The sequence below is a fragment of the Paenibacillus nitricinens genome, from assembly GCF_052056485.1.
Classification (GTDB): domain Bacteria; phylum Bacillota; class Bacilli; order Paenibacillales; family Paenibacillaceae; genus Paenibacillus_AQ; species Paenibacillus_AQ nitricinens.
In genome coordinates this window covers 6,550,189-6,565,541 of the sequence record NZ_CP183948.1, presented here as the reverse complement: position 1 = coordinate 6,565,541, position 15,353 = coordinate 6,550,189, and the positions used below count along the sequence as shown (strand labels likewise).

Here is a 15,353-nt window from a genome sequence, read left to right as displayed (position 1 = left end):
AATCGGAGTCTTATGTATGATGCTTTTGACGGTACTGTTACTAAGCGCATGTTCCAGTAATCAGGGCAGTGTATTTGATTCAGGAACAGCTGGAACCTCAGATAGTGTAGCACGGGTACCGTGGGACTATCGGGTGGTAGAGAGTACCGTAGGGGATTTAATTGGGAGTGACATGACGGTTTTGCCGGATAATGAACTGCTCCCGAATGATGGGAATTATGCTACTGGCGATAAAATTTGGACACTTCAGTTCATGGACGCCGAGTTAATCACGGATGCTGATCAGAAAAATGAAGTTCGCCTGTCTTCATGGAGCACGATTAAGTCTTATGCAGATGAAAAAACGGCAGCAGAGGATCTTACTAATCTTAAAGTATCGGTAACCACGGATGTTGATCTTGTAGGAGTATACAAGACTAAGTATAAGGATAAGACAAGAAACTTTGCGGTGCTTGAGCTCCCTTCAGGTAATCGGATTAAGCAGCCGATTGATGATGAACGCTATACTGCATTAGAGAAAAAGAAGACCGCTTCCGTAGTCCTTGAGGAAGTACATGATTTTGCCGACTATGATTCGGCGTATGCGAAATTTCGGGGGTGGGCGAAGTGACGATGGTGGTTAATTTGGTAGTGAGTGTGTTTGTGATTATTCTTTTGCAAGTGTTAGGCATGGTGATCTTTGGTTTGATGACTCCGTTTAAAGATATGGAGGAGCTGAAGAAAGGCAATGTGGCTGTAGCTTTGGCTTTAGGCGGCAAGTTTCTGGCAACGGCTATTATTATTGGTGTAGCGGCGTATACGAATACCTCCATTCTGCACATGATCATTTGGTTTGCGGTAGGTTATGTGTGCTTGATAGCGGCTTATTGGATCTTTGAATTGGCAACCCCAACCTTTAAGATTTCAGAGCATCTGGAGAAAGGGAATGTGGCTGTAGGCACTATGCTTTGCTTGGTATTTATTGGGACTGCATTTGCGATTAGCAGTTTGATTGTTTAGTTTCAACTTGAAAAAGGATAATGACAAAGGTTGCCCCGATCCATCCGTCGAGCGGCAGCCTATATTTCTCGCATAAACGCTTGCTTACTGTCCTTAAAGGACGCCGAAGGCATGTTAGCTTGATGTGAAGAAGGGGTGGGCAGATGCATCTGTTTCTGAGAATTTCCACCAAGATGATGCGGTTACGTAAACGGACGATAGGGTTAATCATTCTGATCTTTATAATTCTTAGTGCGTCGATTGCTTACCTGATCGAACCCGGTACGTTTCATAGTTGGTTTAATGCATTTTATTGGGTCATGACAACGATGGCGACTGTAGGGTATGGGGATTATTTTGCAGAGACCGTAGTTGGAAAGCTGTTTACCATGTTTCTATATATCTTTGGTATCGGTCTCCTCAGCTTGGTTATTGGTAAGGTCATTGACTCCATTGCGGAGGTGCAGAGAAGGAGAGGAGCGGGAACGTTGAGCTTTCGGGGAAAGGATCATGTGATTCTAATTAATTGGAGTAAGAAAGCACAAGCTGCCGTAGAGGAGATTCTATGCTATTCGCCGAAATGCCATATTGTTATCATTGATGAGGTAGGCGCGCATCCCTTGGAGCATATGGAGCAAGTCCACTTTATAAGTGGTGATGCCTCCAGTGATGACATTCTGCTTAAGGCTAACATCCATGAAGCAAGAGCAGCCATTGTGTTCGGGGACACAAGGATTGATGAAGCATCGCTGATCGACGGCAAATCTTTGTTAATTGCCTCTAGCATTGAGCGCATTGCGCCACAAGTACATACGACTGTAGAAATAATGCAAGAGAAGAATATACAGAATTTCAGGCATGTTCAGGTAAACGAGTTCGTTCTTTCGCATGATGCCATCTCCAGACTGGCTGTTCGTTCTGCACTGCAAGAGGGTAACTCTGAGGTGATAACGCAACTGCTGAGCCGTAAATATGGTGATGATATTTATGAGATTCCAGTGAATACTGCGTGGAAGACTTATGGGGACGCGTTTCAGAACCTGCTTCTGCAAGGTGCAACCTTATTGGCGGATCGTAGCGATCTAAGTATCAATCGAAAGCTGGATCAGGTTATTCCTAAGGATGCTAGATTGTATGTTGTTTCCGATGAAGCGACGTATCGTAGGATTAAGGGTTAGGTCAGAATTAGATGGAATAGGCGGATTTTCGGGAGCTGAGGCTTCGCGGAATTCTGTCTTTTTTTGATAAAATGTGACTTATTTCACTGTTAAAATTGTTTTCTGTTCAGATTTTGTTCAGATCCCCTCCTTATTATGGTTTATTATGTCCTAAGAACTATACTAGGGAGGATAAATACAGAATGGATGAAAAAATATTTAAGAAAATAGTTGGTATTTTGTTGTCTGTAGTGCTGTTGGCAGGCCCAATGCTACAGACTTTCGGCATAGTACAAGCTGCCGATGCATCATCTGGTAAAACTTATTTTACGGACACCGATAATTGGGGTGGGGGTCCGTTAGGCACGGAAGCAGCCGATGGTGACATGGACGTGGATATTAAGAATCAGAACAAAACAACCGCGGATAACTATAGTAAGTATCCGATTGAGTTTAAGATCAAGGATGTTGCTAAGCTTCCGACGCAGAGCGCTAATATGCTGATTCGGGCTTACGATGTGGATGAGATCGCATCACTAACAAAAACGGGTTCAAATGGTGAATGGGATAGAGTATATTTCTCCAAAAATCCTGCTGATATTGCACTTGTAAACCCTTATACAGCTTGGCAGACCAGTGGGAAATGGAAAACATCCGTCGCCGCTTCCGGTGTAGGTACCGGTGGACAGGGTTATCTGAAAGAACTTACTCGAAGCGCCTACTTGGGAACGCTTTCTGGGCAAAATGAGCAATGGAATACAACGGTTTTACCCTTCAAGAAAGAGGATCTTGGAAGAATTGCTCTAGGCGACAATTATGTGGGCTTGTCGATTCATCATTATTTTAATGATAAAGAGAGCCGGGATTCAGTGGTCCCTAATACAAACTGGACCATGAAGGTGGATTGGGCCCAGCTTGTTATTGATGGTGGTGAACGGCAGACCGGAGAGATCGATAATGTAGGGATTAAGGTGGAGAATGGAAAGATCACTCTGGATGCCAGCTTTATTCCTAAGCTACCGGGTAAAGATTATTCCATGGAAGTAAGCGTTGTTGAGAAGAGAGAGTTTGACGGCGAGTTAATCGATAAGAATGTAGGGCTCGATAAAAAGCTGTTTGAAGAGCCAACTGCTGGACAAGAGCAGACTTGGAAAACTGAATTTACGGACAGTACGTTTAGTCCGTCTAAAGAATACACGGTAAATGTGATTCTGTTTGATGACCGTGGAGGCGGAACTAGCGGAGAAAAATATACAAATCCGGGCGAAGCTCAGCATATTTATACTTTTTCAACCTTCGATCCGGTGGCGAAGGATATTACCAAGGCAGGGTTCCAATATGAGCCAACAGCCTTTAATGCCAATGAATTTTCCGGCAAATACTATCAAATTAATGGTAATGCCTATGGTTCTAAACTGCAGAAGGTAAAGATCGTTACATTGCCGGATGCTGAAAAAGGCCAATTAGTATTAAATGAAACGGCAGTAAAAGCCGGTGATGAAATTTCGGTGAATGATCTTGGGCAATTAACCTTTGTTCCAGTGACTACCGGTTTTACTGGGAATATTGATTTTAAATGGAATGGGTATGATGGCTCGAAATACGGGGCGGTGGATGCTGTGGTTACGCTTACAGCAACGGCAGCACCAACAGTGGGTCATATTGAGAAGTCGAGTCAGAAAGGAAATAATGTTCCTTTTATTGCTAAAGACTTCACGGATAAATTCGTAAATAGCAAGCACGATCCGCTTACTAAGGTCAAGATCATTACTGTTCCAGCGGAAGGTCAAGGTAAGCTTGTTTACCGTGTAGGTAATGGACCTGAACAGACGGTGACTCCGGGACTTGAGATCAGCGCGGCAGATCTGGCCAGTCTGTCCTTTATTCCGACAGCGGAGACCACGGGTACAGTGGCTTTCCAATGGAATGGCACTGATGGCAAGCAATACGCGAAGGAAAGTAAGAATGTTACAATTACCATCAATGCGCCACCAGTAGTTGCAGATATTCATAAGACAGGTGCTCATGGAGCTGCTATTCCTTTTACAACAGATGATTTCGCAAATGTCTATAAGGATGATAATAGCAATCTGAGCACGGTAAGGATCACTCTTCCAGCAGACTTTGCTGCTAATGGGCAGCTGTATTATAACAATACGGTGACAGAAGCAGTCTATCTTGAGCCAGGTATTCCAGCAGTTCTGAGTAAAGCTGATCTTGGCAGTCTTACCTTTGTTCCAGATACTAAACTGGCAGAAGGTACAGAAGTGAAATTCAAGTGGGAAGGGTATGATGGTCAGGTATACTCTGAGAATCTTGCCGAGGTCATCATTACTTATAATGGACTGCCGGTGGCTAATGCACTGAGCGTAGAAGGAAACGAGGGTGTGCCTTCCCTTACTGTTGTACTGAAGGGGACTGACCGCGAAACGGTTACAGGTCTTACGTACGGCATTGCTACACCTCCACTGAAAGGAATATTAACACCTGCTGATCCAGGCAATCCGGCAGGGGATACATGGATTTACACGCCAAACTCTGATTTTATTTCGGGTAAAGACAGCTTCACTTATGTTGTGACCGATGCTGACGGACAAACAAGTCCTGTTGAAGCAACCGTGAAGATTGAACTTCATAAAGCACTGAATGGATGGGTTGGTAATAAGAAACAAGGTGATCCAACTATCGTAAAAGCGATACCGGGTCAACCGCTTAAACTGTCGGCAGTGAGCTCGCTTGCGGCTGAGAAGGTAACGGCGAATGTTGCTGATACTTCCGTGACTTTGACTTTAGCTAATCCGCTTACTTACGAGACTGACGGATTTAAGCAATGGGAATACACCACGTTTGTATTGCCTTTGAATACCACAGCGAATAGCTATGCAGTTTCATTTAGCGCTTGGGGTGCAGGTGATGCTCCGTTAGCTGGTGAAGCGGCGGATAAGCTGATAGACAACAACTATCAGGTGGTTCAAACGGAGTTGATACTGAGTGCAAATCCAGAACGCATTTTGGGTGACGGTAAGGCTACAACAGAGTTGACTGCCGTCCTCAAAGACAGTAATGGAAACCCAATCAAGGGGATTGAAGTGGTCTTTACTGCAGCTGTTGGCGGATTTGTAGGTAATGATCGCGCAGTAACCGATGACAACGGTATTGCGAAGGTAACTTATCATTCTGCACAAATCACAGGGGTTAGCGAGCAGAATATACCTGTTCAAGCTAATGTGAACAATGCCGAGCATGGTCTATTAGCTAAGAGTGAGATTACTATTACATTCTTGCCAGCTTCGATTCAGGGCTTTATTACAACGGGGGGATCTAACACTCCTGTAGCCAGTGCTCAAGTGCGAGCTACCCTTGATTTGAACGGTGATGGCAAAATTGAGCCTGGTGTGGACTTCATTGAGAATATCGTGACCGATGAGAAGGGTGCGTATTATCTAGTCGTGCCTAAAGGCGATGCCAAATATGAGCTGGAGATTACACAAACGGTTGACGTGGGCGGTGTACCTACGGCAGTTACGTATAAACAGTATGCAAAAGTGGGACAAGTAACGGGTTCAGGAGACGAGAACTTCGAATCGGAGAAGACGCTGACAGGTCTGGTGCTCTTTAAACAGACGAACGGTCAATCTTCCTTGCTGAACTCCGAATGGCTTGGACATGCTAGTGTATTTTTAAAACAGCAAGATGGCAGCTATGTATCGGAGAATGGTAAACCTAAGGCTTTCCCACTACAGGCGCAGGGCGTATTTAATGCAGAGGGCCTTGCTGTAGGTCAGTATGAGCTTGAAGTGCGCTATGAACTGGAATCTGGAAAATCTATTGTAGTCAGCCGTAATACAGTAGCTGTAACTGCCGCTGGTGAATTGAATATTTCACAGTCTCTGGTTGATCCTTATGGTACGATCACTGACGCTGTAACAGGTCATGTCATTGAGGGTGCAAAAGTGATGCTGCATTACGCGGATACTCCACGGAATGCTAGTAAAGGTTTGACTCCGAATGGGGAGGTTACATTGCCTGTGATTGCAGGATTTGCACCGAATGATAATGCGAGTCCGAAGCAGTTGAGCGATAGTAATGGTTTTTATGCTTACATGGTCTATCCAGATACGGATTATTACTTAATGGTGACGAATGAGGGATATATTAATTATAAGAGTCCTGTTCTTTCTGTGGGTACAGATATTGTGCGGCATGATGTACAGCTTCAGCCAGTGCCTAACACTTCTGGTGCTACTCCATCGACTTCGACTGATCTGGCCGTAAAAGTAGCACTTACTCTCTCTGTAGAGAAGAACACAGTGAAGGAGAATGAGCAGTCACCGATTACAGTAGTTTACAAGAACGATTCGTCCGCTGTATCGGCAACAGGTGAGGTAAAGATTACTCTTCCTGATGGGGTAGTTGTTGTAGATGCTGCTGGCGGAACGGTTACGGGTAACGTAATCGTATGGAAAGTAACAAACGTAGGTGTGGGCAAGGGCGGTAGCTTTACTCCTGTTGTAAAGTGGCCATTGATCGATGCTGCAGAGGTCGCCTTAACGGTACCGGGAGAGTTTACCTCCGGGCAATCCTCTGCTAAGGCATTGGTGAAGGTAAATATATACTCCGATCGTTTTGGAGAACTGAAGCATTACCGTTATATTTTAGGATACCCGGATAAGGAGTTTAAGCTAAATGGCTCTCTAACACGGGCAGAACTGGCTGCAATTGTGGCTAGACTAACGGAGAATGAGACTATTACTTATGCTCTTCCTTACAGCGATATCCGTGCGGGGCATTGGGCAACCAATTATATCCGCATTGCTGTGAAGAACGGGTATTTCACAGGAGATCCGAGCGGGTTGTTCCGTCCGGACGCACCTGTAACCAGAGGAGAGTTAGCTTCGGTTATGGCTCGTTTCCTGAAACTTGAGACAGGCACACCGGCGGTGACACATTTCACGGATACTTCTGGTCATTGGTCAGGCAATGCGATTGAAGCATTGTATAACGGAAAGTTTCTAACGGGTTATCCGGATGGAACCTTCAAGCCGAAGAATGCAATCACTCGTGTCGAAGCGGTAACCCTGATTAATCGTATGCTGTATCGCGGACCGTTGAAAGGTTTGGCACCGCTATTCCCGGATATTGCAGAAGACCATTGGGGCTTCGGTGATGTACAGGAAGCTACGTTCTCTCATGAAGCGGTTCGTAATGGAGATGGAAGCGAGAAATGGCTTAGATCTCTTAGCGACGATGTGAAATAAGAAGTACAAAAATAGGAAATAAGCTGATTCACTGAGACAAGGTCGTGTTTAGTGCCAAGTGGGTGCTAGATACGACCTTTTTTTGTTTGCCAATCTTTCCTTAAGGGTAAGAGATACATGATAATATCTACTTTACCTTTGGAAGGAGCCATTGTTAATGAGTGAACATCAAAAAGTGAACGGAAACAGCAAGAATGAGCAATTGGAACAGTTTCGCAGTAAGGATGAAGGTCACACCTTAACAACGAACCAGGGTTTAAAAGTATCAGAGGACGAGTTCTCCTTAAAAGCGGGTGATCGGGGCCCAACCTTATTGGAAGACTTTCATTTCCGGGAAAAAATGACGCATTTCGATCATGAACGAATCCCTGAGCGAATCGTGCATGCACGTGGATTTGCTGCTCATGGTGAGTTTGAATTATATAAATCACTGAAAGAATATACGAAGGCGAAATTCCTTCAAGATCCCTCCGTGAAGACACCGGTGTTTGTCCGGTTCTCGACGGTAGCCGGATCACGGGGATCAGCCGAGACGGTGCGGGATGCCCGCGGATTCTCTACCAAATTTTATACTGAGGAAGGGAATTACGATCTAGTCGGAAATAATATGCCCGTCTTTTTTATCCAGGATGCGATCAAGTTCCCAGATTTAGTACATGCGCTTAAGCCTGAGCCGCACAATGAAATGCCTCAGGCCGCATCGGCTCACGATACCTTTTGGGATTTCATAGCCAATAACCAAGAATCGGCCCATATGGCAATGTGGCTGATGTCGGACCGTGCTATTCCACGAAGCTTCAGAATGATGGAAGGGTTTGGGGTGCATACTTTCAGGTTGATTAATGAGCAAGGAAAAGCCCACTTTGTTAAATTCCACTGGAAACCGGTGCTCGGTGTACACTCTTTGGTGTGGGACGAAGCTCAGAAAATATCGGGTGCGGACCCTGACTTTCATCGCCGTGATTTATGGGAATCGATTGAAGCCGGCAACTTTCCGGAATATGAGCTGGGCATTCAGCTTCTAAGTGAAGAAGATGAATTTAAGTTTGAATTTGACGTGCTGGATCCTACAAAGCTATGGCCAGAGGAAGATGTACCTGTACAGATTGTTGGGAAAATGACCTTGAACCGCAACGTGGATAATGTTTTCGCCGAAACGGAGCAGGTAGCTTTCCACCCTGGACATGTGGTTCCAGGCATCGATTTCACCAATGATCCACTGCTTCAGGGCAGATTGTTCTCTTATACGGATACTCAGCTAATTCGGCTTGGCGGCCCGAACTTCCATGAGTTGCCGATCAATAGACCGGTATGTCCTTTCCATAACAACCAGCGTGACGGGTATGGACGGCAGACGATTAATCAGGGTTCAGTGAGCTATCATAATAATTCGCTTGCTAACAATACGCCCGCACCTGCAACAGAGGCTGAAGGTGGTTATGTACATTATCAGGAGAAGGTGGAAGGTCGTAAGGTGCGTAGCCGGAGCAAAAGCTTTGAAGACCATTTTTCACAAGCCAAGCTGTTCTGGAACAGCATGAGTACTCCAGAAAAAACGCATATTATTGAAGCCTATTCATTCGAGCTCGGGAAGGTAAAGAGTAAGTCAGTCCGGCAGCAGGTTGTAGATATGCTCGGGAACGTTACGTTAGAGCTTGCTGTGCCTGTAGCAAAGGCTATTGGGGCGAAGCCTTCGATAACAGGCGGTTCCGAGGTGACTCAAGCCTCCCCGGCACTAAGTCAGGTAAATACGAAGAAGCACCCAAACACACGTAAAATAGGGGTGATTATAGGCGACGGATTTGATGAAGTCTTGGTGATGCCTGTCCTGGATACGCTTATGAGAGCCGGGATCCAGCCGGAAATAATTAGCGATAAGCTTGGATTTATTAAAGGCTCAAAGGGGACAGAGCTTGAAGTCATTCATACCTTATCCACGACAGATTCGGTCCTCTTTGATGCGATTTATGCAGCTGGTGGAAATTCGGAACGTAAGAAATTCCATAAGGATACGGCGCAATTCCTGAACCAAGCCTATTCTCACTTTAAGCCCATCGCAGTGACTACTGAGAATGCTAAACTACTTGAAACGGCCGAGCATAGAAGCAGTCCGGGTGTAATCATTGGAGATGGCGGAGAGGTGTTTGCTGCCAGCCTTGTCGCGGCAATTACTGCCCATCGTTTTTGGGAACGTATGATTGAATAAATAACTGATACAGAGGGGATATCCCGTTCGCCAAAGGCGTAAGGATATCTCTTTTTTGTCCAAGAATAGATACATAACGCTTACAGTTGATTTAACATTTTGTTGTATATTACCGTTATAGATAATACTAGGCAGTAAACAGAATAGGAGAATATTAAAAGGAGGTGATCACTTGAGGAAAATAATCATTGCTGCACTAGCGATATTTGCAGGCATTATAGGGTTAACGGCATGCGAAAAAACGGCAGCACCGAATCCGTCCAATAGTGCTCATACTAATTCTCCAGCACCAGTAGATTCAGAAAATGATACCAAGGTAACCCAGACGCAGGAAGTAACTGACTTAGAGCAGTTTATTACCTCGAAACTCACAGGTGAGCACGGTTTATATACTAATCATATTGAAACAGATCAGTCGGCGGAAGCGGCGAGTGGATACGAAGTTCTGAGTGAATCGGCATCTCTCCGGATGCTGGCAGCTGTGCGTAGCGGCCAACAAGAGAGATTTGCAGAACAATGGCAACTAGCCAAGCAAACCTTTGATATCAAGAGCGGTTTCAGCTACCGTTATAGTCCTAAACAGCAGAAGCTATACCCCTTGAATGCTGCCGTTGATGATTTGCGCATGATTCAAGCTCTTTATGAGGCAGGGGAGAAGTTCGGCGATAAACGCTATACAGCTGAAGCGGATAAATATGGCCAAAGATTTTATGATTATAATGTAAAAGACGGAAAACTTTATGATTTCTACGATATGGAATATTCTTCAACAAACACATTCGTCACTTTGTGTTATATTAATTTGGGCACTTTGCGAAAATTGTCGATTCCTAGCCAATTTAGTAAGAAACTGACGAATGATATGAACGTAATATTGGAAAACGGATATTTATCGGATGAATTCCCCTTTTATGAGACACGGTTTAATTATGAGACCGGAAAATATAGTTCGGAAAACATCAATACAGTAGAGTCGCTTTTATCCATTCTAGCCTTAGCTGAGGTGGGCCAGCAGAAAGCCACCAGCATTGATTTTATCAAAAGGCAGGTCGAAGCTGGAACGTTGTATGGGCAATATTCGAGAGAAGGTAAGCCATTGAGCGATATCCGGTCCACAGCCATTTATGCCATTACGGCTATGATCGGCGCAGAAATCGGCGATGAATCTCTCCACCACAAAAGCATTGAAAGAATGAACGAGTTCAGAGTAACAGATGTGGATAGCCCACTGTACGGAGGATTCGGTGATATGGCTAGCGGCCAAGCTTATTCTTTTGACAACCTGATGGCATTACTGGCCTATGTCTATTAACTTAAACTTAATGTATTGAAGGTGAACCTGCATGATGGACAATACGGTGAAAACACCTCTAAGGCAAAGCATAACACTTGCTAATTTTTCAGTTTCTCCTGCATTTCTTGCTGCATTTGGAGTGCTGCTTATTACCATCATCGCGCTGTTCACAGCTCCGTATGTCGGAGTGGCGGATAACGGTGACTTTTTCCGTAGCATTTATAGTAATGGACTCTATTTCAATCTGCCGGATTATGATAGTCAGTACTTTGGTTATTTTGTGAAGCAATATGGGATCTTTCAATATTTTAATGAGAATGGTGCAATGTTATTTTCCTCTCAGTCCTTATTTATCAAGCTGGCTATAGGACTTAACAAGTTGTTCTTCAGTAGTGAGGTATTCGACATCCGCTTTCAAGCGGCAATTTATACGATTCTATATGTAATCGCAATTTACTTATTAATAGAGGCTATTACATGGAAGATGTCCCGAACACAGGGATTCATCATTGCAGGTGTTGCCGTTTTTATATTCGGAGATACCGGGTATACGGCTTATTTTAACTCCTTTTACGGCGAGAGCGTTGTGATGATTACGACGATCTTCATGTTCGCTTCATGGCTGATGTTATATCGAAAAAGATTCAATGACTACGCGATGCTGGCCCTATTCGTAATTAGCACGCTGATCCTGACTACTTCTAAGCAGCAGAATGCGCCAGTGGGGATGATCATTGCTGTTCTGGCATGTTCACTGCTTTGGATTCGTAGAGACAGGATATTTCGGATCCTGACAATGGCGTCTCTTGCTCTAATGCTGTTCGCAGGTGTGTTCACGTATTTGAATATCTCAAACGAGTTCGTAAACATTAACCAGTTTCATGCCATGACCCGAGGGGTGCTGAAGGAATCACCTGATCCAGAAGCAGCTTTAAAAGCGTTAGGGATGGATGAGCAATTCGCCATTCTGAAGAACAGCATTCACTATGAGAAGTACGTGACCATAGACGTGAATTCACCACTTCTCGAGGAGAATTTCTACAGTCGTTATGGATTTGTATCCATCCTTAAATATTATTTAACGAACCCAGACCAGCTTAATTCGATTCTTAATGTAGCTGCTCAAAGTGCATTCTCGATTAAGCCTGCGGCTATGGGGAATTTCGAGCATTCCGTTGGTAAGGAGTTTCGAGCACAGAGTCACTTTTTCACCGGATACAGCCAACTGAAACAAACGCTGGCCCCGCGAACATTCGGGTTCATCTTTCTCTGGATGGTGCTTGTTATCGGTCTCTACATGCCTTCCTTTGTAAAAGCGATCATGTCCCGTGATTTCAGAGGTATGCAGCGAATGGTATTGATTGTCGCTTCGATTGGCATTGGGCTTTCGGGTATTTTTGTATCGATTATCGGGGCAGGCGATGCCGATATTTCCAAGCATGAGTTCTTATTTACATTATCCTTTGACTTAGTCACTTTTCTGACCCTATCCAGTGTGATTGGGCGTAGAGTTTCTAAAAACAGTAATCAGGTTAAGCAGGTTAGAAAAAGCACCCCTTCTAGCCCGTATACAAAGCCTCAAAAGGATGTGAGTGTGTGAGTATCAGAGGAGTATTAAACGGTATATTGCTACTGACGTTGACCCTAACGACCCTTCTGATTCCCGTCACACCTGTCCAATCTGCTGCTTCTCCACAGCAGGTTCTACTACTCTATGACAGCCTCGCTAAGGGGACAACGAAGGAAGGTAACGTGATTGAACTCCAGCGACTGCTGGCGGCTTATTCCATGAAGGTCACACTTAGAAGTCTGGATCAATATGAGCAAGGGATGCTGGGGCATTACTCCAAGGTGATTATGGTCCGTAATGCAGCGGACATTGTGATGACTAATCCAATCTATGATGAGGATTGGGAGCATTATCAGGGACAGTATTTGCACATCGGGTACAGCCCTCCAGCCTCGCTGAAAAAGAAACTACAGTTAACCACAGATGTCATGTATGACGCGAATCCATCTATCCAGATCGGACAGTTCTCGGGAATTTCACTTCAGGTACAGGATATGCTCTATATAGCCGGAAGTCAGGGAACCCAGTCCCTTGGAAAGCTGACCTTCCAGGATGATAGCCTGCAAGCACCTTATGCAGTGAGTAAAGAGGGTGCTGCTTATGTTCCGTATTTTGAACAAGGCAATGTCAGTGCACTAGCGATGGGGTATGTTTTGAAGGATTGGCTTCATATCAACGCAACGCCTAAAGTGTATCTTGCGATCAAAGAGATCTATCCCTTCTCTGATCTGGGATTGCTGACAGAGACTGCGGAGCGGCTGTATCAAATGGGGGTTCCTTTTCTCGCAAGTGTGCGGCCAGTGTTCAGCAATACCGATTATCCGGCCATGCAGCGTTATCTGGTAGCCATCAAAAGAGTGCAATCGAATAATGGCAGCATTCTGGTCAATGCCCCTATTGCGATGCATTCAACGAGTACTAGTAATAAGGATCATTCACTTCAGGCGAAGATGGACGCGTTCATTAATCTGCTGGTACACAACAAGATTGGGCCGCTTGGAATCGGAGCACAAATGCACTGGGCGTATGACAAGGAATACTCGGAGGCGGGGATGGGGTTTTTCGATTCTGTGATCCTGTATCCGGATGAAAATGTTGATTATATGGAGCAGAGCGACACCTCCAAGTCCTTTCCATCCTCTTTATATAGTGTGCCGATTAATTTTTTGCAGGATTTGCAAACATCCAATAATGTGATGCCAGAACTGCCGATGGACACGGTAATCACTGTGGATATGCCTAAGGATAAGGAAGAACTTGAGGAAATGCTGAAGATGCTGGCACAATACTGGGTTTCTTTTGCGGATTATAAACAAGAAAGGCATGAGGTTGTTACAGACGTCAATACGATCACTTCATCAGAAGGAGTGATTTCTATTAATGGACAACCCCTGAGTCTGAATTATACGCCAGAAACAGTGAATAGCGATTATCGGTATACAGAAGAGCAGAAGAAGAGCTTTACGACGCTTTTTAATATACAGAATCAGTTCTTTATAGTTGCGATAATGATTTCTCTGTTGCTATTTGGCGGATTAATGATCATCGGATACCGAATGTATAGGAAAAAGTATTTGAAATGAGACAACTAATCGTGATTTGGAGGATCCTATGACGATTTCAGACATACTGATGGTAATTGCAGTGATCTGTATCTGGTCTTTATTGCTGGTGAATGTAACCCTCATTATCGCAGGCTATTTATATTACATTAAATCTGAAAATGAGGACATACCAGAGATAGAGGGCGAATATCCTTTGGTTTCAATTATGGTTCCTGCTCACAATGAGGGGGTAGTAATCTGTAAGACGGTGGAGTCTCTACTAGCGCTTGATTATCCGGAAGATCGATATGAGATTATTGTGATTAATGATAATTCCTCTGATAACAGTGCTGAACTGCTGGCCGGTATCCAAAACCGAAATCCGGGGCGTCAGCTGATCGTCATAAATACGGATGCGATTACTGGTGGCAAAGGGAAATCGAATGCACTGAATATAGGCTTCACCCATTGCAAAGGGCAGTTCATTGCGATTTATGATGCAGACAATACGCCTGAAAAAACGGCTTTACGTTATCTGGTCGCTGAGATCATGAATGATTCTAGCCTAGGTGCAGTAATCGGTAAGTTTAGAACCCGTAACCGTAACGCAAGCCTGCTTACCCGGTTTATTAATATTGAGACGTTGTCCTTTCAATGGATGGCACAAGCGGGACGCTGGAAGCTGTTCAAGTTATGCACCATTCCCGGCACTAATTTTATTATGCGCAGGTCTATCGTAGAAAGTATCGGTGGCTGGGATGTTAAAGCGATAGCCGAAGATACAGAAATCAGCTTCAGAATATATATGATGGGTTATCGGATCAAGTTCCAGCCGAAATCGGTCACATGGGAGCAAGAGCCACAGACCTTAAAAGTCTGGTTCAAGCAGCGAACGCGCTGGGCTAAGGGCAACATTTATGTCATTGTCAAAAATATCCCCCTGCTGTTCGATAAATCCGCCGCAAAAGTCCGGTTCGATATTCTTTATTTTTTAGCTATTTATTTCTTATTGCTGATGTCATTAATCACCTCGGATGTGCTGCTCATCCTGCATGCTTTGGGCTATGTACATACTACTATTGCTGGGCTTAGCAATTTTCTCTGGCTGCTCGCCATCATTCTGTTCGTTGTAGGTACTTTCATAACGCTGACGACAGAGAAGGGCGAGATGAGCTTGTCCAATTTATGGATCGTAATGTTGATGTACATCTCTTATTGTCAGCTGTGGATGGTTGTCGCGGCTTACGGATTATATCTTTACGCCAAAGATCTCATCTTCAAAAGAGAAGCAAAGTGGTATAAGACTGAACGCTATTAATAACGAACAAAGAAGTACTATGAGAAAT

9 protein-coding genes are annotated in these 15,353 nt (G+C 44.4%); all 9 read left to right on the top strand.

What is annotated here, in order from left to right; genetic code table 11:
- Window positions 1-16: 16 nt before the first annotated feature.
- Window positions 17-610, top strand: coding sequence for a hypothetical protein (locus ACN6KS_RS29205; protein WP_179283576.1), 594 nt, complete (start codon window positions 17-19; stop codon window positions 608-610).
- Complete coding sequence (locus ACN6KS_RS29200) at window positions 607-999, top strand: DUF350 domain-containing protein (RefSeq protein WP_042192771.1); 393 nt, start codon at window positions 607-609, stop codon at window positions 997-999. The genes ACN6KS_RS29205 and ACN6KS_RS29200 overlap by 4 nt, the downstream gene beginning before the upstream one ends.
- A 143-nt stretch (window positions 1,000-1,142) precedes the next feature.
- Entirely contained in the window at window positions 1,143-2,156 is a 1,014-nt protein-coding gene (locus tag ACN6KS_RS29195; RefSeq protein WP_094868378.1) for a potassium channel protein, read from the top strand.
- A gap of 182 nt (window positions 2,157-2,338) precedes the next feature.
- Window positions 2,339-7,393 (top strand): S-layer homology domain-containing protein, encoded by a 5,055-nt coding sequence (locus ACN6KS_RS29190; RefSeq protein ID WP_440961008.1) that lies wholly within the window; start codon window positions 2,339-2,341, stop codon window positions 7,391-7,393.
- Between the two features lie 157 nt (window positions 7,394-7,550).
- On the top strand, window positions 7,551-9,599 hold the full coding sequence (locus tag ACN6KS_RS29185) for a catalase (protein WP_440961007.1): 2,049 nt from the start codon (window positions 7,551-7,553) through the stop codon (window positions 9,597-9,599).
- Window positions 9,600-9,771: 172 nt separating this feature from the next.
- Window positions 9,772-10,911, top strand: coding sequence for a glycosyl hydrolase family 8 (locus ACN6KS_RS29180; RefSeq protein ID WP_440961006.1), 1,140 nt, complete (start codon window positions 9,772-9,774; stop codon window positions 10,909-10,911).
- A 31-nt stretch (window positions 10,912-10,942) separates the two neighbouring features.
- Entirely contained in the window at window positions 10,943-12,493 is a 1,551-nt protein-coding gene (gene wsfD / locus ACN6KS_RS29175; protein ID WP_440961005.1) for a glycan biosynthesis hexose transferase WsfD, read from the top strand.
- On the top strand, window positions 12,490-14,046 hold the full coding sequence (locus ACN6KS_RS29170) for a hypothetical protein (RefSeq protein ID WP_094868375.1): 1,557 nt from the start codon (window positions 12,490-12,492) through the stop codon (window positions 14,044-14,046). The genes wsfD and ACN6KS_RS29170 overlap by 4 nt, the downstream gene beginning before the upstream one ends.
- Before the next feature lie 28 nt (window positions 14,047-14,074).
- Complete coding sequence (locus tag ACN6KS_RS29165) at window positions 14,075-15,325, top strand: glycosyltransferase family 2 protein (protein ID WP_094868374.1); 1,251 nt, start codon at window positions 14,075-14,077, stop codon at window positions 15,323-15,325.
- Window positions 15,326-15,353 lie beyond the last annotated feature (28 nt).